Here is a 21,143-nt window from a genome sequence, read left to right as displayed (position 1 = left end):
ATATACAATGGCTTCCATTATTATAGCACCACCTTATGCGTTCGGCTACTCTTTTAAAGACCTTTTCTGTATCTTTCTTAGCTATATTGTAATAATTAAGGGCAGAATTCTCCATTTCCATATTTGCTAAAGGTGGAAATTTACTCTATAATTAAGATAGCTCAAAAAAGAGTTTAAGGAGGTTATTATGAAAATCAAAGTACTTATACTATTTTTATCTATAATATTTTTAGCAAGCTGCTCAGGCGGAGAGAAAAAAGAAACGAACGAGAATGTAGCTTCTGAAGATATTGAAGTAAAACCATCAGCACAAGAAGAAAAAGAAAAGGTCAAAACAGAAAATAAAGAAGAATCTAAAGTTGCAAACACTGTCGAAGAAACCCCTCAAAACGTGAAACCAGAAACTACAGGAGAAAACATTACCGTTCAAGCTGCTATCTCTTCAAAAAATTCAAAGGATTCCTATAAAATAACAAATGTTTATAATGCAGCAGCGGACAAAACATTAGAAGATATGACATTGAACCTTTCTGGATATCAAGGCGATAAGAATTTCGAAGAAGGCGACGTTATCGAAATTCAAGGATTAAGCTCTCAAGGTGTTTTATCTGCCAACACAGTCAATATCATCTCGAAAGCTTCCGGCTATAATGAAGAAGAACTAGAAAAAATCAACGAAGATCCCGCTCCTAAAGCAGGAGATAAAGTTGTAATCAACGGAACCGTACTTCAAACAAGCTCTAGCGAGATCCTGCTTGAAAGTATCGGCGGAGATCTAAGCGAAGATATGGCTAAAGTATTTACCTCCACAGATTTTACTGAAGAAGTACAACCAGGCTCAACAGTACGTGTATCCGGAACCATTCAAGGTTTTGAAAACGAAAGCGTATTAATCAATGCAACAGGCGTTTTCCCTCAATAAAAAACCAAAGACAAACTCTAGCACTTTTCATAGAGTTTGTCTTTTTTGCTTAAACCCTTCACCAACTGATATATAAATTTCAGAACAACATCTCCCGTAATTAGCCAGAAAAGATCAGACTCTCCTTCCCCTCTCTCCTCTATACCTTACCCTTAACAGCAATAGATCCTTGCATCACTAAGCCCAAGTTTTGTAATATAATAAATGAAACATGTCTTTTGTTTCTACATTAACTCCCCTCTCCACACTCTGAAGCCCTAGCCCAAATCAGGTATTTTGATTTGGTTGCAGGTCAGCAGATCATTCTTAGCCAAATGAAGATCCGTTCATTTGGAGAATGAATTGCACCAGACCTACTAAAGTTTTCGTAAAAAACAAAAACTAAGTTAGGTCTAGCTCATGCCACTCATTTCCCAAGGACGGTGATTTTCCGTTCTTGGCTAGAAATGATCGGCCAATTTTCCTCCCCCAAACCCTCTCCTCTTACACCCCCAACGCTTAGAAGTATTGGAGCGTCTAACGACGCCTTTTTCAAACATGGAAAATAAGCGTAATTCTTATTTTCCTCCTCAACTCCCCTCTCCCCTCTCACACACTTTCTTTTAAGGCTCTCACACTCTTTCTTTTAAAGCTCCCCTCATTCTTTTATGCTAAGATATAATTATCAACTATCGAAAGGAGATTATTATGAATATTTTACTACTGTTTAGTATTATCGCTATAATTGTCCTGCTTATCCTTGTATTTGTCGTTTCCGTCTACAACAGCTTAGTTCAAAGCCGAGAAATGATTTACAATGCAAAAGGACAAATTGCAGCTCAAATCGAATCCCGCTGGGATGCACTGACAAATCTTATTTCAGCAGCAAAACAATATTCTGATTATGAAAAGGAAGTCATCGAAAACACAACTAGACAAAGAACAAAAGCCACTCGAAATTCTTCTGTGGAGGAGTTGGAACAAGACGACCAGCAATTTGAAAAGGTATTAGGCCAAATCAACGTCGTGGCAGAAAATTATCCAGATCTTAAAGCCAGCAGAGTTTATCAAAATACTATGACCAATGTGAGAGATTTCGAAGATAATGTAAGACATTCTCGTATGATTTATAACGATACGGTGACAAAACACAACCGCAGAGTTCAGTCTTTCCCTATAAATCTCTTAGCCGGAATATTGGGCTTTTCAAAAGAAGAATATTTTGCCCAAACTGATACAAAAAACGAAATGCCGAATTGGTAACGATTATGAAAAGGATATTATTACTACTGCTATTTACAATGATTCTTCTTCCCCATCCAGCCTATGCTCAGGAATTTTATAACTGGAAGGTGGATGTTGAACTCCAGGAAAATGGCGATGGACTTGTGAAAAACACATGGATTGCAAAAGAAACAAAAGGGACCGAAAAGTATCTGCCTATAGAAAATCTTGGGGACAGCAAAATTTTAAATTTCAAAGTTTCCGATAATGGAACTCCTCTCGAACCCATTAACAATTGGGATTCAGATCGAAGCCGGGAAGAAAAGGCAGGAAAAAGCGGCATTCTAAAAACAAACAATGGATTAGAGCTTGTGTTTGGTGTTGGAGAGTACGGAGATCATAAATACGAATTCGAGTATACCGTTACAAATATGGTCAAGGCTTTAGAAGACGGCCAGTCTCTCTATTGGCGTTTTATAAATGATAAACTAAGCACTCCCCCAGAAGAGATCGAAATTACGGTTAAAGGGTTTAAGCCTTTCACAAAAGATGATGTTAATATGTGGAGTTTCGGCTATCCTGGCGAAGTAGTTCTGGATGAAAGTACAGGGGAAATCAAGGCCCGCTCCAGCGAATCTTTGAAATCCAGTCATTTCGCAACACTTCTGCTCCAGTTTCCAGAAAACTATTTCAACACCTCCTCTTCCTTAAACAAAACCCAGGAAGAACTTCGGGAACAAGCCTTTGAAGGAAGCGATTATGGAAGAGAAGAAGAAAATTCTTCGACAGATCGTTTTTTCGAAATCATCGGCTTATTGTTTATAGGTCTCTCTGTAATAGCTGCACCCTTTGCGATTATTGCAGGAGTAAGGAGCTATCGTTCCAGTGCTTGGATGAGGAAACTTACGAAAGAGTATAAATCCAGAGAAAAAATGCTGGAAAAAGAGTATTTTAGAGAGCTTCCTTATACAGGTGCGTTTTCAAACCTTTCACATATCCTTGGATATACCTCTTTCTTCACAAAAGAAAATATAATAACCGCTTTTCTGCTAAAATGGATCAAAGAAGGAGCCATCGAGTTTAAAAGTAGTGAAAAAGGTTCAATTATCAAAAGAGAAGAGGTCTCTATGCTCTTTCATAAATCTCCTTCCCTCAATACTGCTTCCGAAAAAGAATTTTATAATCTCTTAATGGAAGCGGCAGACGGAAAAAACCGATTAGAGGAAGAAGATTTAAAAAAATATTTCAAAAAGAATTATGTAAAGTACGACAATTTCTTTATGCATCTAGAAGGACATTCTGTATCTGCCCTTACAGAAGAAGGTTATCTAGAAGAACGAGAAGACGGCGGTCATTATAAATATAAAATGAACGTTCTGACGGACTCTGGACAAACTCTTCTAGATAAAAATATTATGTTTAAGAATTACTTGGAAGAATATTCTCTTTTAAATGAACGAGATTCCTATAATGTTCATTTATGGGAAGACTATCTTATCTACGCAGCTATTTATGGAATTGCTGAGGAAGTCTATAAGGAATTCGAAACCCTAGAACCTGGTTTCCAAAACGATACTGTATTCTATCCTTATTATATCCATCACAGTTATTTATACAGCAGCGCAATTCAATCTTCCTATGACAGTGCCCGTTCCGCAGGAAGCGGAGGCTCTTCAAGTATCGGAGGCGGAGGCGGATCTTTCGGCGGAGGATCTGGCGGCGGTACAAGATAAAAAAGACTGCCTTCAACAAATGTTGAGGCAGTCTTTTTATTTATCTTAAAATCCATAATAGTAGATCTTTTTTACTATCTGAAGCATTCACAATCAATCCTAGACCTATTTTTTATATAACTAAATCCATTCTCCAGGACCTCTTCTGCGACAGCACTTTTGGACTTCTCTTATTAAACTACATATTCTTTTTACGCTCTTCAAGCTTTGCTTGAAGTTCTTCAATCTTTTCCTTTGAAATTTCATTTTCTTCAATTAAGAAAGAAATAAAACCTGGAATAACAGAAGGATTTGGATTTAAATCTTTAAAATTATTTTTCAGTTCCATAATTTCAAATTCTTCTCTTGTTACAGTCGGTTCAAAAGTTCTTCCATAATTTTTTACAATTTTCACAAATCCAGTGACTTGAATCGCTTCTTTTTCTAAAAGCTGATTTAGTAAAATGTGGATGGAACTTTCTTTCCAAGATTTATTCTCACAAAAATTAATAATATCCCTTCTTGTTAAAGGTCTATCCTCTCTCCATAACGTGTCCATTATTTCTCTTTCATTCTTTGATAAGGTAAAATTTGGTTTAGCCATCATCTTCTCCTCTCTTTTAGCATATTTTGTTTTTTCTCTCCCTTCGTTATCTATAGACTTATATAACAGATAACTCCTTCACTACTATTAATACTAGCATGCTTTTTAATAATAACAAGTCTTTTTTATAAACAACTTCCTTTCTTCCGCTTATTATTATCTTAATTATATATCATTTTCTGACTTTTATTATATCCTTTATAGCCTGAATAAGTAAATCAACATCTTTTTCCTCTGTAAATACGCTAAAACTTGCCCGGAGTACTCCTTCGGGAAAAGTATCGATGGTTTTATGGGCTAAAGGAGCACAATGAAGCCCTCCTCTAAGGGCTATGCCATAAGCCTGATCTAAAACGGATGCCATAGACTGGGAGTCTTTTCCTTTGATATTAAAAGAAAAGATCTGGGATTTATTCTTAATCGAATAAATTTCAATCCCCTCTTCCCCTTCAAAAGCTTCGATACAGCGGTTTGTAAGGACAATTCCTTTCCCATGGATCTCATCCAATCCTTTATTTAGCAGCCACTTTGCCCCGGCTATAAGCCCGAAAATCCCCGGAACATTTAACGTACCTGCTTCCAATCGAAAGGGAAGTTCTTTTGGCATTTCCGGCGATTCGGAATGAATTCCAGTTCCTCCTCTTCGAAAAGATATAATATCAGAATCTTCCGGAAGAATAATAATTCCTGTTCCCATAGGACCGAATAAACCTTTATGTCCAGAAGAGGCCATATAATCGATCCCTTCTTCCTTCAGGGAAATCTTTTGATGACCGGCAGCCTGAGCTGCGTCTATAATCATTTTACCTCCATACCGGTGAAGGATCTCCGCCATTTTTTTTATAGGAAGAGAAATTCCGGTTACATTTGAAGTATAAGAAAACACACCATAGTCGACTCCTTTTCTGCACTCTTCTTCGAAAGAAAGGAGATCTATTTCGTATTCTTCTCCTGCTTCGGCGATTCTCAGTTCCATTCCCTGTTGTTCTAGGTCCTTTAAAGGTCTATACACTGCATTATGTTCGAAAGGTCCCATGATCACTCTTTTTTCTTTATCTAAAAGACCATAGAGCAATGTATTGAGTCCATCCGTTCCGCTGTAGCTGTAAATGAGCCTCTGATCTTTTCGGGCATCAAAAAACTGAAGAAGCTTTCGTCTGCCCCCTTCGATCTTCCGCTCAGTTTTTTGTGCTGATTTATAAGCTCCTCTGCTGGGATTAAAAGAATGCTCCATTCCTTCTTTTACTGCACTATATACTTCTTCCGGCTTTGGAAATGTCGTAGCTCCTTGATCTAAATATATTCTATTCATCGATTCCCTCAACTCTTTCCGGATGAGTGTATACGCTGAAACGATTCTCTCTCGCAAAACCGATAACTGTAATTCCTAAATCCTCTGCCAGATCCAAGGCAAGACTTGAAGGAGCTGAACGGGAGATCAAAATCGGAATCCCCATCTTTGAAATTTTAAGGACGATCTCCGAAGCGACTCTTCCGCTAAAAAGAATCATTTTATCTTCTAAGGATGTTTTTTCAAGCTTCGCCTGTCCTAGTATCCGGTCAAGGGTGTTATGTCTTCCTATATCCTGATGAAAAGACAAAATCTCTTTTCCATCCGTTAGCGCTGCACTATGAACACCCCCTGTTTCTTTAAATAAAACAGCTTGTTCTTCCAGTTCTTCCATCAGAGTAAAGACCTGGACATCCTTTATTTGTATCTTAGAATCCACCGTTTTAGCAAGCAGAGCGTCATTAGAATAGTAGAAAGAAGCTCGGCTTCTTCCGCAGCAGGTATTGACAACTCGTTTCATAAACAGCCTTCCTGAAGGATTCTCTTCAAACCCTTTGATCTCCAAAAAAGCCTGTCCTTTTTCTTCGTCTAAATAGAAATCTTCCACATCATCGATATCTCTTAAGATTCCTTCTGAAAAAAGAAATCCATAACTCATATACTCAAGCTCCCAAGGAGAGCAGACTACAGTTGCGATTTCACTGTCATTCGCATACAGTGTGAGCGCTTTTTCTTCTACAATAACATCTTCTTTTATTAAAAACTCTTCTTCTTTTCTTTTGAAAAAAATCGAACGAGTAATTTTATTTTCCATAGATTTAACTTCCTTTCTATTTTCTTATCCTCTATCTATAATACCCTATTTAGATAAAAGGAGAATAAACCCTTAACAAATAACTATTTTTTTGTATAATAAGAATTAATATAATAAGGAGGTGTCCCATGATTATAACAGCACTTGTGGACAATAGAAGTACTAGAAAAGAGATTATGGGACAGCACGGCTTAAGTCTCTATATCGAAACAGCCGACAAAAACATACTTTTTGATACAGGTCAAGATGATCTATTCCTTAAAAATGCAAAGCTTCTAAAAAAATCGATTTCTGCGGTTGACTATTTGATTTTATCCCACGGTCATTATGACCATGGCGGCGGATTACAATATTTTTTAGAACACAATAAAATCGGGAAAATCTATATCCGTTCTTCTGCTTTTCTTCCTCTTTATTCTGAAGACAGCGCAGGAAACTTCCGTTTTATCGGATTGGATAAAAATTTAAAAAACAATCCTCGGCTGATCTTTCCCCAAGAAGAAGAGGAAATCGAACAAGGTATCGAACTAGTATCCGGTGTAAACTCCTATCTTCCAAGAGCTTCTTCTGCCTCTTCCCTGAAAGTCTTGGCAGAGAGCGGCTATGAAGACGACCCCTTTGATCATGAACAGTCTCTATTTATAGAGGATAACGGAAAATCCGTTTTATTTACAGGCTGTTCCCATACAGGTATTATCAATATTTTAAATCACGTCTTTTCTCTTTATGGAAAATATCCTGATGTTGTAGTAGGAGGTTTTCACTTGGAAAACAAAAAAGGCATTCAAGAGCAGGAACTGGATGATCTTATCGATTTTATAAAAACAACAAAAGCTGAGTATTATACCTGCCACTGTACAGGACTTAAAGAAACAGAATATCTCTTAAAAAATTCTTCCAAAATAAAAACAATCCGAGCGGGAGACCGAATTATTCTATAAAATCGGTTTGCTCCTTCCCGCAAAAAATGCTGCCTCTGTAAGGGGCAGCATTTTTTGTTTGATTCTTTATAAAGGATTTTCAATTCTTCCTTCTTTTGTAAACAAGACAATATCCGTTAAAATACTTTTAACCATATTTCTTATAGCTTTATCTGTGTAAAAGGCTGTGTGGTTGGTATAGATTACATCTTCCCGTTCGATAAGATCAAGAAAAACCGGATCTTTAAGTTCTCCTTCTTGAAAAGACTTCCCTATAATATTCTCCTCTCCCTCATATACATCAAAGACAAGTCCGCTGATTTTTCCGTCCTGAAGCCCCTCTAAAACAGCTTTATAATCCACCAGCCCTCCTCGAGAAGGATTTATAAGCAAAACTCCGCTCTTTAACCGGAGAATGCTGTCTTTATCAATCATATGATAGTTTCCTTCATTTAAAGAGCAGTGTAGAATTATAATATCGCAGTTTTTGTAGATCTCCTCTAATCCAGCATACTCTGCAACGGTTTTCATTTCTTCTCTGGGATAAGGATCATGTACATAGACTTTTTTTGTAAAAGCCTTCAGAAGTTTACAGGTTTCAAATCCAATCCTGCCTCCTCCGATTACACCGGCCGCAAGTTCTCCCAACTCCCTGCCGCGTACTCCTTCCAGAAGAAATCTTTTGTTCTGTATATTTTTCATCTGTGTTTTCATTTTTCTTAAACTCATTAAAAGGGTCATCAGTACATATTCGGATATCGCGGAAGGAGAATAGGAAGGAATGTTTCCAACGAGGATTCCCTGCTCTTTAACGGCTTTTACATCGATATGTTCATACCCTGCAGACGTCGTTAATAGGACACGCACTCCTTTTTTCTTTAAACCTTCTGCCAGCTCTTTGTTTATTTTGCTGGCTGTTGTAATAACGACGACTTCTTCCTCTTTTATTTTATCTATTGTATCTTTATTTAAATGAAAAGGAAGATATCTTAACTCGATTTCTTCTTTTTTTAATTTCTCAAATTCTTTTTTATATTTTTCTCCAAAATCAAATGAAACAGCTTTCATAATCATCTCTCCTTTTCCTGCATTTCTTTTTCATGATATACTGATAATACTATATATAGAGGTGAATAAAATGAAAGAAATGAATATACCAAAAGAAATTCCTGAAAAAGTTAAAAAAACAGTTCAAAACAGAGACCATCGCCGTTGTGTTGTCTGCGGTACGCCTATTTTTGAATATTATCCCTTAAAAAAGTTTTATACAGAAAAACCAAGTTCTTCTAATGTAGTTCTCCTTTGCCCAAAACATTTTAAAGAAGCAAGAAAAGGCAGCCTTAGCGAAGAATCTTTAGAAGAAGCCCGACTCAATCCTTTTAAGCCTGAGAAATCACGTCTTGGAGAATACGAAATAGATTTTCAAAGCGATGTCGTTCAGCTTAAAATCGGATCAAATCATTTGATGCGTGTTTTTATGAAGGAAAAAGACAGCTTTGCCGCTATTAAATACAGAAACTTTCCCATCGTTAAATTAGAAAAGAAAAAAGAAGGCTTAACCCTTACGATCTGTATGATCGATAACAAAAACAATATTACCCTTCTTATCGTCGATAATGAAGTTGTTATTGCCACATTAAACTGGACTATAGAGTATCAGAACAATAATCTCATTATCGAAGATGAAGACAAGGAATACAAGCTTCAGCTGGTTATCGATTCTACGAACAACGAAATCGTTCTAACACAAGACTCTTTCTTCTTTAAAGGCAAAAGAATGCTTAACCTTCCACCATCCAACCCCTTTGAAAAACCAAAAACCATCACCCGAACAAAAGGCGACGGTATTGTAATAGGCTAAAAAGACCGCTTAATAGGCGGTCTCTTTAATTTCCATTATTATGGGTAATTCAGTTCATCATTATAATTTTAAGCCTTGAGAGAACTTAAAAAACAAAGTCTTCCAAGGCCTCCAGGTCTTTAATCAAAATTATTTTATTTCCAATCAGGTCGATATAGCCTAGTTCTTTAAATTCTCCTAGTTTTCTTGTGACGGTTTCTCTTGTTAAACCGGAATAGTTCCCCAGTTCTTCTCTATTTAAAGAAAGTTCCAGTTTGATTCCTTCTTCTGTTTCTACTCCGATACTGTTTTTCAGCCGCAATAAAAGACCTGCCGTTTTCATGGATGCATTCGATGTTGAGAGTCTTTGGATCAGATCTTCTGCCCAGCGGATTCTTTCAAAGCTCATTTTTAAAATGATTTTTAAAGATTCCGGATTTGTAAGGATATATTCTTCAAACACCTCCCTGGGAATCGAAATAATTTCGCAGTCTGTTAGTGCTTGTCCATTATACAGATACGACTCATGTTCCAAAAGGTTCAACCCTCCTACAAAATCCTGATCTCTATAAATATAGAAGATCTGCTCTTTTCCATCGATAGTATTATAGAATATTTTAACCTGGCCTTTTAAGATCAAATACATATAAGAAGCTTCGTCGTCTGTCTGGAAAACATAATCGTTTGTATTTTTCTTTATAATGTGGATTTCTTTAAGGACTTCTTCCATTTTTTCGGAGCTGATTCCTTTTAAAAGAGGAAGACTTTTAATTTCTTCGATCAGAGCTTTGTCTTTCTCTTTTAAATCCCGTTCATTCTGAAGGATATTTTTGGCTTTTTTCTGTTTTTTCTTTGCTTCTTCTACTCTTTCCTTGTGAAGAGATTCTGTAAAATATTTGTTTGTGTAGATTTCCAGTTCCTTCGCCTTATCTTTGTCCATAGGCTCCACGCCTTCAAGTCTGTAGGGTATCTTGAGTTCTTCGTATTTTTTAACACCCGCTGTATGATAGGGAAGGATCTCAATTCGCTCGACTCTGTTTTTTACAGGTTCCAGAATTTCTACAAACTTCTCCATAGATTCTTTATTGTCTGTAAGACCCGGCACCATGACATGTCTTGCCCAAATCATTCCCTGAAAGCCGTATTTTTCTAAATCTCGGATAAACTTTAAATAAACGCTGAGATCCCCTTGGCAGATATCTTTAAAACTTTCTTCGTCGAAGGCCTTTACGTCGAGAAGCATTACGTCGATTAAGGGCATGATTTTTGAGTAATACTTCGGGTTTCCGATTCCAGAAGTATCCACACAGGTATTAAATCCATCGTTTTTTAACTTTTCTAAAGCTTCGTATAAGAAGTCTCCCTGTAAGAGAGGCTCTCCTCCAGAGAATGTGATACCCCCTTCTTCCCCATGATAGGTCCGATACCTGCGGGCCGTTTTTAGAATATCCTCGGGAGTGATCTCTTTTCCTCCCGAGGTCGTAATGGCGTCTGGATTATGACAATAGGCGCATCGCAAAGGGCATCCTTGAAGAAAAAACAGTGTCCTGTTTCCCGGCCCGTCTACGAGTCCCATAGATTCCATAGAATGAAGTTTCCCCCATACTTTAATACTATTTTCCTTCAAGTTATTTCCTCCTTTGCGTTCCTACTCTCTTCCTGTCCTCTTAAATTCTTTCATGGAAGGTTCTATGAATCACGTCTAACTGATGTTCTCGGTCCAGCTGGTTAAAGCGTACTGCATACCCGGAAACACGAATGGTCAAATTCGGATAGGCGTCTGGATTTTCCATGGCTTCTATCAAAAGTTCTTTATTCATCACATTTACATTTAAATGGAAGGCGTCTTGATTGAAATAACCGTCCATAATATTCATAAGATTTACAATTCTCTCTTCTCCGTTTTTACCCAATGTAGATGGAATTATAGAGAATGTGTTGGAAATTCCATCTTGATTGACATTCTTAAAGGGGAGTTTCGCAACAGAATTAAGGGCTGCTAAAGCTCCGGACTGCTCGCTTCCGTTCATAGGGTTTGCTCCTGGTGCAAAAGGTTCTCCTTTTTTTCTGCCGTCTGGAGTAGAGCCTGTTTTCTTTCCATAGGTAACATTTGAAGTAATGGTAAGAAGAGAAAGGGTGTGGTCTGCCCCTCTGTAAGCCGGTGTTTTTTTAAGAGCTTCTATAAAATATCTGCTGATTTCAACAGCGATCTCGTCCACACGGTCGTCATCGTTGCCGTATTTCGGAAAGTCTCCTTCCACTTCAAAATCGACAGCGATTCCCTCCTCATCTCGTACAGGTTTTACCTTGGCATATTTTATAGCAGAGAGAGAGTCGCAGGCGATGGAAATTCCAGCAATACCAAAGGCAATCCAGCGATGGATTTCAGCATCGTGAAGAGCCATCTGTCCTGCTTCGTATGAATACTTATCGTGCATATAGTGAATAGTGTTCATCGTATTGACATAAATAACTGCCAGCTTATCCATCACTTTTTTATAGTCTTCCCAGACTCGGTCAAAGGTTAGAACTTTTTCCTCGTTTTTCTCTATCCCCGGGATTACTTCCATCGGTTTTCCTGTCACTTTATCTTTTTTCACTTCGTCGATCCCGCCGTTTATAGCATACAAAAGAGACTTCGCAAGATTTGCTCTCGCTCCGAAAAACTGCATCTCTTTTCCGATTCTCATAGCAGAAACACAGCAGGCGATAGCATAGTCGTCGCCGTATACAGGTCTCATTAAGTCGTCGTTTTCGTACTGGATGGAAGCCGTTTTGATACTCATGTCCGCACAATATTCCTTAAAACTTCGAGGAAGCTTGTCAGACCAAAGAATGGTCATATTCGGTTCTGGAGCTGTTTCCAAATTCACTAATGTGTGTAGAAAACGGAAGGCTGTTTTCGTTACTAATGTTCGTCCGTCTTCTCCCATTCCGCCGATGGATTCTGTGATCCATGTAGGATCCCCTGCAAACAAGGCATCGTATTCCGGTGTTCTTAAATGTCTGACTAAACGAAGCTTTATCACAAGCTGATCGATCAGTTCTTGAGCTTGGGATTCGTTTAGAAGACCCCTCTGTAAATCTCTTTCAATATAGATATCTAAAAAGGCCGTGTTTCTTCCGATAGACATCGCTGCCCCATTATTCTCTTTAACTCCTGCTAAAAACCCAAAATATAGCCACTGTACTGCTTCTTGAGCCGTTTTAGCAGGCTTTCCGATATCGAAACCATATCTCGCTGCCATAGATTTTATTTTATCCAACGCTTTGATTTGTTCTGAGAACTCTTCTCGTGCTCGGATTCGTTCTTCTGTAGCGTTTCCTGTACAGTTTTCTTTATCTTTCATTCTCTCTTCTTTTAAATAGTCGATACCATATAGAGGAATTCTTCTATAGTCCCCTATGATTCTTCCTCTTCCATAAGCATCGGGAAGTCCAGTTAAAAGTCCTACAGTTCTTACTTTTCGCATTTCCTTCGTATAAGCGTCGAATACACCGTCGTTGTGGGATTTTCTGTATTCTAAAAACTTTTCTTCCATATCCGGATCCATCTTTAGATTATAAGCTTTTAATGCCCCTTCTACCATTCGAAAACCGCCATAAGGATTCATAATTCTTTTTAAAGGCTCATCCGTTTGAAGCCCTACAATCAGCTCTTTTTCTTTTTCGATATAGCCGGGTTCAAAATTATCGATTCCGCTAAAATGATTTAAATCCACTTTAATTGTTTTGCTTTTGACTTCCTCTAAAATAAGAGCATTTACTTCATCTCTAAGCTCTTTTGTATTTTCGGAAGGTTCTTTTAGAAAATCTCCGTCTCCTTCATAGGGCTTATAGTTTCTCTGGATAAAATCTCTCGTATCGATCCCTTCAGACCAGTTCCCAAGATCAAACCCTTCCCAAGCTTCGGCCATTTCCTTGCGATTTTTTAAATCAGACATTTTATTCTCCTTTGTATTTTAAACTCCTATTATTCTTGTTGTATTAAGAATATCGAAAGGTGTCCTTTTACGCTGTGATCCAGATCACAAATATACAGTTTCCCTATATTTAGTGTGATTTCATTAAAGAACTTTATAGCCAACAGCTCAAAAGGTTCTCATTTCCTCCTTTCTTCTCCCTATAACCAGCCTTCTCATTTTTTATGTCCTACTCTCTTTTTTACATAAAAAAACGGCCCTGCTGTAGCGCAGAACCGTCATCAAGTCTTTTAGTTGGAATATTTTTCTCTTTCTTGTGTTTTTTCAGGTCTTTCTGTTTTTGAGTCCGAATTATACAATTCTTCGTCCAATACTCCTTCAAGTTTTGCCACAACAACAGCTGAAGCTCCTGCTGAAGTTACATTCGTAGATGTTCTCATCATGTCTGCAATCGCTGAGATGGGCTCCATTAAAATAATCATTTCAATCGGAAGACCAATGGTAGCGAAAAGCACAGTCGCTGTAATCGTAGCGGTTCCTGGTACGCCTACTGTTCCTAAAGATACCGCCAAGGCTACTAAGATAAGGATTAGATAGTCTACTAATGTATACTGAATTCCCAAGGTGTTTACCGTAAATAAAGCCAATAACACAGGCCATATCGCCGCACAACCGGGCATTTCTACAGTCGTTCCGATAGAAGCCACAAAGGAGCCTACCTTTTCAGGAACTCCCATTTTTTCAAGTGTTTTCACATGAACAGGAATGGTTCCTACAGAGCTTTGTGTAGAGAAAGCCACACTCTGTACAGGGAAAAACTTCCTGATAAAGGTAATCGGGCTTACCTTTGCAACAAGTCCAACGACTAATGGTGCTGTAATATTGCTGTGGATAATTCCTGCAATATACACTCCTAAAAGCACTAGCAATACAGGACCTACTGCGGATAAATCCAAATTATTCACTGCCCCTGCGATCAATGCCAAAACTGCATACTGTGTAAAGTTTGTAATAATTCCGATCAAACTGAAAATCACTTCATTACCCGCCTGGATAAATTTCACAAAAGGTTCAATCTTGATCTTGTCTCCCTTATAGCTGATAATCGCAAGCCCTATTAAAAGAGCAAAGATAATAATCGGAAGAATCTGATTGTTCATAGCGCTCTCTACGATATTGCTTGGGAAAAATCCGATAAAAGTATCTACCAATGTAGGAACTTCTCTTGTTTCCTCTGCTACCGGTATTCCTAAATCGCTGCTTGTTCCTAGTCGTAAAATAAGAGCTACTGTGATCGCTAGAATAGAAGCTAACACATTTTGAAGACTTAAAAAACCGATAGTCTTCGCTCCGATCGTTTTCAATCGGTTGATATTTTCTAGAGATAATACCGTTGCGATTATAGAAAATAACAGCAATGGAACAACGATCGCTTTTAACAAGTTGACATAAATCGTTCCGATGCCTTTCACATACTCTGTATTTCCTCTAAATAAAATTCCTACCCCGATCCCTAAAGCTGTTGCCAAAAGAATTCTATAGGTAAAAGGAACTTTTTTTTTCTGTAATTTCCGTAAAACAAAAAATAAAACAACTGTAACAATAAGTGCCAGTATCTTTTCCATATAATACCTTCTTTCAAAATAAAATTGACTCATATCTGTCTACTAGGACTATAACACGATATTTTTCGATGTCAATATATTTCCGATAGGTATTGTATGTTTTGTTCTTCTTTCCCTATTTTTTCTATTTTAAGCCTTTGGACTTGTTTTTTGATAATCTTATGAAAATAAATACAGCGATAAAAATAGTCAAGTATTTAAAACTATAGAACAACGATCCCAAAGCAAAATCCTTATTTTCTTCCGATGTTGTTAGATAGTTAGACACTGGGAAGAAAGTAAAAATATTAAGGATCATATATATCGATGAAACTGTAACGATGATCCTATTCTTAAAAATCACAGATAAAGCAAGGACCGCCATAATTGATAGAAAAAGAGATAATCCCAAGTAGAACAGTCTATGTCCTGTACTGGATTTTTTGAAGTCTTGCCAAAGAATATAGTTTAACATCATTTCCTCCTTTGTTTTTTTTATATCTATTTCCTTTATTATATTATATCCCATTATTCTGGCCATAATCGCTATTCTTTAGCTTAAGCCTTATAACTACAATTCTTATAGATTCACTTTTCTGCTCATAAAAAAGAAGCTCCTAAATTCCACCTTTTTTAAGGGTGTTTAATGAGAGCTTCTCTTTAGAAAGAATTATATTTTTTTAAGTCCTTGTCTTGCTGCTATAATCATTATGTCATAAACAGGAGCTGTTGCAGGTGTATAAAGGAAATCCATATTTTTAAGATCTTCTAGAGTCGCGCCCAAGGTAATGGCAGCCGCTACTGTATTTACTCTGCCGTTTATAGACTCGTCGCCGCTCATCTCGCAGCCTAAAATTCTTCCGCTTCCTTTTTCGAAGATCAAGGTCATGGCAAGTCGTACTCCTCCCGGAAAATAGCCGGCTTTGGAGGGCTGTTCTACTGTAACTTTCTCAACGTCATACCCAAGCTCTTTCGCCTCTTCATAGTGGAATCCTGTCGCTGCGATAAAAAGATCGAATATTTTTACGATCTGAGAAGCGAGAACCCCCTTAAACTCCTGATCTCCTCCGGAAAGATTCACTCCGCAGACTCTACCCTGCTTATTCGCTGTGGGAGCTAAAGGAATATAGGTTTCTTCTCCTGTAATAATATTTGTTGAAGTGGCGCAGTCGCCGCAAGCCCAGATGCCCTCAACATTCGTCTGCATTTTTTTATTCACACGGTAAGCCTTCCCGGCTCCAAGCTCTACCCCATTTTCTTCTCCCAAAGAAGTGTTGGGTCTTGCTCCAAGAGCTGCCATTAGGAAGTCTCCTTCGATAAGAGAGCCGTCTTTGCCTTTTACAGCTTTGAACTTCCCCTCTTCGGAGAGAATCTCTTCCGTGTCCACGCCCATATGAAGATGAATCCCTTCTTTTTCTAAGACCTCTCGCACTTTTTCTGAATGATCTTTTTCATAAGCTTTAAAGAACCCTTCGTTTCGGTCCACTAAGTGAATGTCCAAACCTTGACCTTTTAAACCTTCCGCCATTTCAAGTCCGATATAACCTCCGCCGAGGATCACTGCAGAAGATGAACTCTCGGCCTTTTTTCGAATCTTAATCCCGTCTTCCACTTGACGAAGAGTATACACTTCCCCTGTATCGATTCCTTTAATCGGAGGAAAAGAAGCGGAGGCTCCTGTAGCTAAGACGATCTCGTCATAATGATCTTCAAACTCCTCCCCTTTTTCCAAATCTTTAACCACAATCTTTTTATTCTTATGATCAAGCTTTATCACTTCGTGGCGGATTTTTGTTTTAATTCCTCTTTTTTCTTCTAAATCCTTTACTGTGAGATGCATCAAGTCCTCAGGCTTTTCAATAATTCCCTGTACATAATAAGGAAGCCCGCAGGAACCGTAGCTGGTAAAACCAGATCTCTCATATACAGAAACATCCCAATCCTTATGTTCTCTCTTTATCTTCGAAGCAGCAGAAAGACCCGCTGCCGTACCTCCAATAACAATAATTTTCATAAACTGCACCCCTTTCTCTGTACTTTATAGCTACCCAATTATTCGAGGTTATAAAGATCGAAAATAAAGAGTGGAGTTACGGAGGAAAAGATAGAAAAAGATAGGGAATAGGTTATAGGTTTTAGGAAGTAGGGAAGAGAAAGGCGGGGTCTGATCACGACATGGGTAAGCCTGATCAAGACATGGGTAAGTAATTTGTGTCAAGACATAGGTAAGTGTCTTTCCGTAATTGACTTGTAACCTTCCTCGATTCATATCAAGATCCGCAAATCCTTTTGAGTTCTGGGAAGAACAAATAAAAAAGAGACGAATTTCTTCGTCTCTTTAACTAACCTAATAATAAACTGTCGTTTGTTAATTCTTCTCCGCTCATGACTTCGAATTTTTTCAGAAGATCTTCTACTGTAAGATTCTTCTTTTCTTCCCCTTCTACATCGTAAATAATTTTTCCCTGATTCATCATAATCAGACGGTTTCCCAAACGGATTGCATCTCTCATATTATGGGTAATCATAAGGGTTGTTAAGCGATTATTCTGTACAAGATTATCCGTTACTTCTAAAACTTTTGCAGCTGTTTTTGGGTCAAGAGCTGCTGTATGTTCGTCTAATAATAGAAGTTTCGGCTGCTGCAGTGTCGCCATAAGAAGCGTTACAGCTTGTCTTTGCCCTCCAGATAGAAGACCCACCTTCGCTTTTAAACGGTCTTCTAATCCCAAGTCTAAAGTTTTAAGCTTTTCTTTGAACAGTCCTCTTTCTTTGTCCGTAATTCCCCAAGCAAGTCCTCTGCTTTTTCCGCGGCGGTTTGCCATGGCAAGATTTTCTTCCAGCATCATGTTTCCAGCTGTTCCCAGCATAGGATCCTGAAAAACTCTCCCTAAGAAGGCCGCTCTTTTAAACTCTTTCATATTTGTGATATCTTGATTTTCTAAGAGCATCTTTCCAGAATCTATGGGAATTACTCCTGAAATTAAATTTAAAATTGTAGACTTTCCTGCGCCATTGCTTCCGATTACAGTGATGAAATCTCCTTCGAGAATAGATAAATCGAGATTTGTGATCGCTTTTTTCTCATTTATGGTGCCGGGATTAAAGGTTTTGCTGATTCCTTTTAATTCTAACATTTTCCCCTCCTACACATTTTGAGTTTTGCTTTTTTTACGAGGAAGCATCACAGGAATGCCCAGCGCTAAAGCAACGATAACTGCAGTGAGCAGTTTTAAATCATTTGTATTCATTCCCATTTGAAGAACAACTGCTACAATAGCTCTATAGATAAAGGATCCTATAGCGATAGCTGCCAAGGCTCCCCAGAAAGTCTTTACACGAGGAAATAGCACTTCTCCGATAACAATAGATGCTAAACCGATTACGATAGCTCCAGCTCCCATTCCTACATCCGCCGCACCTTGATATTGAGCTACTAAGGCTCCTGAAAGACCTACAAGGGCGTTGGATACCATTAATGCTATTACTTTCGTTGTATCTGTATTCTGTCCTAAAGCCCGAACCATCGCTCCGTTATTTCCAGTAGCACGAATTGCAGACCCGATCTCTGTTCCAAAGAACCAATAAAGAATGGAAATGGTAAGGATAATAATAAGGATCCCTACAATAAGAGCTACCTGATCCACAGAAAGGTTTAGTCCAATACTTCCAAAAAGATTCGACGCTCCTGTAAAGATTGTGTCAAATCTCAGCAATGGGAGATTCGCTCTTCCCATGATTCTCAAGTTTACAGAATAAAGAGCGATTTGTGTTAAAATCCCAGCCAATACTGCCGGAATTTTGAATTTCGTATGAAGAAACCCTGTTACCATGCCTGCTATTGCCCCTGCAATCGTAGCGACAATTAATGAAATAAAGGGATTCACTCCATTTGTCATCATAATCGCGGTTACTGCAGCGCCTGTAGCAAAACTTCCGTCTACAGATAGATCCGGAAAGTCCAATAATCTAAATGTAATATATGTTCCTAGGCACAACAACGCCCAGAGAACCCCCTGGGCGGCTGCACCTTGCAATGCAAGTATAAATTCCATTTGTGCTCCTTATTTCGCTTGATCTAAAACACTTTGCGGCAAAGTGATTCCTAGTTCGTCTGCTACTTTTTGATTGACATAAAGAACAGATTCTTCTTGATATTCGATAGGCATATCTGCAGGCTTTTCGCCATTTAGAATTCTTGCTGCCATAGCCCCTGTCTGTTTTCCTAATTCTAAATAGTCGATACCTTTTGTAGCAAGACCGCCCTGCTCCATCATTCCTTTTTCGCCAACGATTAGAGGAATTTTAGCTGGTGTTGTTATCTGTGATACAGCTGTCATATTTGCAGCTAGAAGATTATCTGTTGGAATGTAAATAGCATCTACCTTTCCTATAGCCGACTGGGACACTGCCATAATATCTTCTGTTTTAGAAACAGTATATTCGCTGACTTCGAAACCTGCAGCTTCTCCTGCAGTTTTTGCCATTTCTGCTTGTAAAATCGAGTTGTCTTCGGATGAAGTATACATAACACCTAATCGTTTTGCTTCTGGAAGAATTTCCTTAATCAAATTGATTTGATCTTCTACTGGTGTTAAATCCGATGTCCCGGTAACATTTCCTCCTGGAGCCTCATTCGAATCCACAAGTCCTGCAACTTTCGGATCGGTAACAGAGGTAATTACGATCGGTATTTCTGATGTTTGATTTGCAACAGCCTGAGCTGCTGGAGTTGCGATAGCAAAGATCAAATCTGGATTGTCATTTTTCAGTTTTTGAGCAATAGTAGTCGTATTGCTTTGATCTCCTTGAGCGTTGTTAAAATCGATGACAAGATTTTCGCCATCATTGAATCCAGCTTCTTTTAGACCTTCCACAAAACCATTATAAGAGCTGTCTAAAGCTTCATGCTCTACAAGCTGGATAACACCTACTTTTTTTGCTCCGCTTGGCGCTTCACCGCTTCCAGGATTGCTTGAATCTATATTCTGCTGGTTATTTCCGCAAGAAGCTAAAAGCATAGCCGATAATAACCCTGTCATTAATATTTTAGTAAATTTTTTCATCTCTTCCTCCTTATATACAGCCTAATAATTGCTATTGTACAGCAAAACATGAAAGTAGTAAACCATTTACTACCCTTTTACTCAAGTATAACCCCAACTTTTACCCTAAGAAAACTATTTCCTCAATTATACTCAAATCCTTATAAATACTTTTATCCACCACCTATTAAATCAAAATAAAAACGATACATTTTTTACTGCTCTTAGTATTAGCCTTCCATTATATTTCCATATTCAAGCAATAGCACTTCAAGAAATACGATGATTTTTCGCTCTTTAAATCCAAAAGAAACATGCCCCACGTTTCCACCACAACTCCCCTCTCCCCTCTTTTAAGCTCTTCCACTAAAATAAGGATGCACTGAGTGCATCCTTACAAACTTTTACTATTCTGCTGTCTTATTATTCGTCATAACCCATTTGCACTGCTATAAACAGTGCTACTGTTAAGAGCATAGATACAACTTTTAATACAAAAGAAATATTTCTCATAACATCTACAGCTTGTTCCCCTTTGGATGGTGCTTTATCGAAGAATTTCATAATAAACCTCCTCATACAATTGTTTTTGTAAACTCTAATCTATTGATACCCATTTTTTTTGAAATAAAAAGAAATAAAAAAAGATCTCCAGAGGAGATCTTTCCGCTTATTTTGCTTGAGTTAACGCATCTGCTGCTGCCGCTTTTATACCATCTGATGTTACGGTACTACCTGACACAACGTCTACTTCCGTGTTTTGTGCTTCGACAATTTTCTTAGGAATTTCTGAAATAGCTTCGTCAGAGATTCCTGCTGTTTCGCTATGAGTAACAACTTCTACATTATTAATCTTGTTCTCGGCTACTGTAACCTTTACTTCTAAATCTCCGCCATAACCTGCAGCAGTTCCTGTATATTCACCATCATTGAATGTACTTTTCTGCTGATTTCCACAAGCTGCTATTCCTAATGCAGCAATTAATGCAATACCAAATAATACTTTTTTCATATTTTCACTCCTCATTATTTTTTTGATAAATCGTTAATAATTTATCATTTAATCGGACATAAATGTTCGCAAAATGATGGGTGTGTGACATATACCAAGTTCATTTTGAGCCAAACATCAATTTTACAATTTTACTGATAAATATTTACCAGCAAAATTTATATACCCATTCTTATTTGAAATAACAGTATTTTACCATAAACTTTATTCTTATACTATATTCATGACATTTTTTTAATAACCTTGAATTTTA

General features: G+C 37.9%; 19 protein-coding genes. 5 read left to right on the top strand and 14 right to left on the bottom strand.

The features are described 5' to 3' along the window. Positions 1–187 precede the first annotated feature (187 nt). From ACTQ46_RS04250 to ACTQ46_RS04240, 3 genes are all read left to right on the top strand, one after another. Positions 188–922 (top strand): hypothetical protein, encoded by a 735-nt coding sequence (locus tag ACTQ46_RS04250; protein ID WP_441747681.1) that lies wholly within the window; start codon positions 188–190, stop codon positions 920–922. 687 nt (positions 923–1,609) lie between these two features. Then, complete coding sequence (locus ACTQ46_RS04245) at positions 1,610–2,164, top strand: LemA family protein (RefSeq protein ID WP_441747680.1); 555 nt, start codon at positions 1,610–1,612, stop codon at positions 2,162–2,164. 5 nt (positions 2,165–2,169) lie between these two features. Further along, positions 2,170–3,858 carry a DUF2207 family protein gene (locus tag ACTQ46_RS04240; protein ID WP_441747679.1) on the top strand — a complete coding sequence of 563 codons (1,689 nt, stop codon included), beginning with the start codon at positions 2,170–2,172 and terminating at the stop codon, positions 3,856–3,858. A gap of 178 nt (positions 3,859–4,036) precedes the next feature. Here ACTQ46_RS04240 and ACTQ46_RS04235 read toward each other — a convergent pair whose 3' ends face one another. From ACTQ46_RS04235 to fdhD, 3 genes are all read right to left on the bottom strand, one after another. After that, positions 4,037–4,441, bottom strand: coding sequence for a BlaI/MecI/CopY family transcriptional regulator (locus ACTQ46_RS04235; protein WP_441747678.1), 405 nt, complete (start codon positions 4,439–4,441; stop codon positions 4,037–4,039). Between the two features lie 172 nt (positions 4,442–4,613). After that, on the bottom strand, positions 4,614–5,753 hold the full coding sequence (locus tag ACTQ46_RS04230; protein WP_441747677.1) for an aminotransferase class V-fold PLP-dependent enzyme: 1,140 nt from the start codon (positions 5,751–5,753) through the stop codon (positions 4,614–4,616). Then, entirely contained in the window at positions 5,746–6,546 is an 801-nt protein-coding gene (gene fdhD, locus ACTQ46_RS04225) for a formate dehydrogenase accessory sulfurtransferase FdhD (RefSeq protein WP_441747676.1), read from the bottom strand. Before fdhD ends, ACTQ46_RS04230 begins: the two co-directional genes overlap by 8 nt. Before the next feature lie 128 nt (positions 6,547–6,674). Between fdhD and ACTQ46_RS04220 the strand changes: the two genes are divergently transcribed. After that, positions 6,675–7,487 (top strand): MBL fold metallo-hydrolase, encoded by an 813-nt coding sequence (locus tag ACTQ46_RS04220; protein WP_441747675.1) that lies wholly within the window; start codon positions 6,675–6,677, stop codon positions 7,485–7,487. Between the two features lie 66 nt (positions 7,488–7,553). On the opposite strand, the gene ACTQ46_RS04215 is transcribed toward ACTQ46_RS04220, so the two are convergent. Further along, positions 7,554–8,534: an NAD(P)-dependent oxidoreductase gene (locus ACTQ46_RS04215; RefSeq protein WP_441747674.1), complete on the bottom strand. Its 981-nt coding sequence runs from the start codon at positions 8,532–8,534 to the stop codon at positions 7,554–7,556. Positions 8,535–8,604: 70 nt separating this feature from the next. Between ACTQ46_RS04215 and ACTQ46_RS04210 the strand changes: the two genes are divergently transcribed. Continuing rightward, the gene (locus ACTQ46_RS04210) at positions 8,605–9,327 is read left to right on the top strand and encodes an HNH endonuclease (protein WP_441747673.1); all 723 of its coding nucleotides are present in this window, start codon (positions 8,605–8,607) and stop codon (positions 9,325–9,327) included. 85 nt (positions 9,328–9,412) lie between these two features. Here ACTQ46_RS04210 and pflA read toward each other — a convergent pair whose 3' ends face one another. The 10 genes from pflA to ACTQ46_RS04160 form a co-directional block, all read right to left on the bottom strand. After that, the gene (gene pflA, locus ACTQ46_RS04205; RefSeq protein WP_441747672.1) at positions 9,413–10,933 is read right to left on the bottom strand and encodes a pyruvate formate-lyase-activating protein; all 1,521 of its coding nucleotides are present in this window, start codon (positions 10,931–10,933) and stop codon (positions 9,413–9,415) included. Between the two features lie 40 nt (positions 10,934–10,973). Beyond that, on the bottom strand, positions 10,974–13,250 hold the full coding sequence (gene pflB, locus ACTQ46_RS04200) for a formate C-acetyltransferase (protein ID WP_441747671.1): 2,277 nt from the start codon (positions 13,248–13,250) through the stop codon (positions 10,974–10,976). Positions 13,251–13,519: 269 nt separating this feature from the next. Beyond that, a complete protein-coding gene (locus tag ACTQ46_RS04195) occupies positions 13,520–14,854 on the bottom strand; it encodes a dicarboxylate/amino acid:cation symporter (RefSeq protein ID WP_441747670.1) in 1,335 nt (444 codons plus the stop codon). Positions 14,855–14,978: 124 nt separating this feature from the next. Further along, on the bottom strand, positions 14,979–15,308 hold the full coding sequence (locus ACTQ46_RS04190; protein ID WP_441747669.1) for a hypothetical protein: 330 nt from the start codon (positions 15,306–15,308) through the stop codon (positions 14,979–14,981). Between the two features lie 195 nt (positions 15,309–15,503). Further along, on the bottom strand, positions 15,504–16,847 hold the full coding sequence (locus ACTQ46_RS04185) for an FAD-dependent oxidoreductase (protein WP_441747668.1): 1,344 nt from the start codon (positions 16,845–16,847) through the stop codon (positions 15,504–15,506). A 328-nt stretch (positions 16,848–17,175) separates the two neighbouring features. Beyond that, the gene (locus tag ACTQ46_RS04180) at positions 17,176–17,970 is read right to left on the bottom strand and encodes an ABC transporter ATP-binding protein (RefSeq protein ID WP_441747667.1); all 795 of its coding nucleotides are present in this window, start codon (positions 17,968–17,970) and stop codon (positions 17,176–17,178) included. Between the two features lie 9 nt (positions 17,971–17,979). Then, positions 17,980–18,888 carry an ABC transporter permease gene (locus ACTQ46_RS04175; RefSeq protein ID WP_441747666.1) on the bottom strand — a complete coding sequence of 303 codons (909 nt, stop codon included), beginning with the start codon at positions 18,886–18,888 and terminating at the stop codon, positions 17,980–17,982. A gap of 9 nt (positions 18,889–18,897) precedes the next feature. Then, positions 18,898–19,899 carry an ABC transporter substrate binding protein gene (locus ACTQ46_RS04170; protein ID WP_441747665.1) on the bottom strand — a complete coding sequence of 334 codons (1,002 nt, stop codon included), beginning with the start codon at positions 19,897–19,899 and terminating at the stop codon, positions 18,898–18,900. A 402-nt stretch (positions 19,900–20,301) separates the two neighbouring features. After that, a complete protein-coding gene (locus ACTQ46_RS04165; RefSeq protein ID WP_441747664.1) occupies positions 20,302–20,442 on the bottom strand; it encodes a hypothetical protein in 141 nt (46 codons plus the stop codon). 106 nt (positions 20,443–20,548) lie between these two features. Then, a complete protein-coding gene (locus ACTQ46_RS04160) occupies positions 20,549–20,890 on the bottom strand; it encodes an FMN-binding protein (protein WP_441747663.1) in 342 nt (113 codons plus the stop codon). Positions 20,891–21,143 lie beyond the last annotated feature (253 nt).

The organism is Gallicola sp. Sow4_E12, from assembly GCF_052116305.1.
Taxonomy (GTDB): Bacteria; Bacillota; Clostridia; order Tissierellales; family Peptoniphilaceae; genus JBQKLI01.
The sequence above is the reverse complement of the archived record's forward strand: the minus strand, read 5'-3'. Positions and strand labels throughout refer to the sequence as shown.

Coding starts and splice junctions, on each gene's coding strand:
- ACTQ46_RS04240 (WP_441747679.1), top strand. CDS start 2,170: ATGAAAAGGATATTATTACTACTGCTATTTACAATGATTCTTCTTCCC.
- ACTQ46_RS04215 (WP_441747674.1), bottom strand. CDS start 8,534: ATGAAAGCTGTTTCATTTGATTTTGGAGAAAAATATAAAAAAGAATTT.
- ACTQ46_RS04175 (WP_441747666.1), bottom strand. CDS start 18,888: ATGGAATTTATACTTGCATTGCAAGGTGCAGCCGCCCAGGGGGTTCTC.
- ACTQ46_RS04170 (WP_441747665.1), bottom strand. CDS start 19,899: ATGAAAAAATTTACTAAAATATTAATGACAGGGTTATTATCGGCTATG.
- ACTQ46_RS04190 (WP_441747669.1), bottom strand. CDS start 15,308: ATGTTAAACTATATTCTTTGGCAAGACTTCAAAAAATCCAGTACAGGA.
- pflB (WP_441747671.1), bottom strand. CDS start 13,250: ATGTCTGATTTAAAAAATCGCAAGGAAATGGCCGAAGCTTGGGAAGGG.
- ACTQ46_RS04185 (WP_441747668.1), bottom strand. CDS start 16,847: ATGAAAATTATTGTTATTGGAGGTACGGCAGCGGGTCTTTCTGCTGCT.
- ACTQ46_RS04180 (WP_441747667.1), bottom strand. CDS start 17,970: ATGTTAGAATTAAAAGGAATCAGCAAAACCTTTAATCCCGGCACCATA.
- ACTQ46_RS04210 (WP_441747673.1), top strand. CDS start 8,605: ATGAAAGAAATGAATATACCAAAAGAAATTCCTGAAAAAGTTAAAAAA.
- ACTQ46_RS04235 (WP_441747678.1), bottom strand. CDS start 4,441: ATGGCTAAACCAAATTTTACCTTATCAAAGAATGAAAGAGAAATAATG.
- ACTQ46_RS04230 (WP_441747677.1), bottom strand. CDS start 5,753: ATGAATAGAATATATTTAGATCAAGGAGCTACGACATTTCCAAAGCCG.
- ACTQ46_RS04165 (WP_441747664.1), bottom strand. CDS start 20,442: ATGAAATTCTTCGATAAAGCACCATCCAAAGGGGAACAAGCTGTAGAT.
- fdhD (WP_441747676.1), bottom strand. CDS start 6,546: ATGGAAAATAAAATTACTCGTTCGATTTTTTTCAAAAGAAAAGAAGAA.
- ACTQ46_RS04160 (WP_441747663.1), bottom strand. CDS start 20,890: ATGAAAAAAGTATTATTTGGTATTGCATTAATTGCTGCATTAGGAATA.
- ACTQ46_RS04245 (WP_441747680.1), top strand. CDS start 1,610: ATGAATATTTTACTACTGTTTAGTATTATCGCTATAATTGTCCTGCTT.
- ACTQ46_RS04220 (WP_441747675.1), top strand. CDS start 6,675: ATGATTATAACAGCACTTGTGGACAATAGAAGTACTAGAAAAGAGATT.
- ACTQ46_RS04195 (WP_441747670.1), bottom strand. CDS start 14,854: ATGGAAAAGATACTGGCACTTATTGTTACAGTTGTTTTATTTTTTGTT.
- ACTQ46_RS04250 (WP_441747681.1), top strand. CDS start 188: ATGAAAATCAAAGTACTTATACTATTTTTATCTATAATATTTTTAGCA.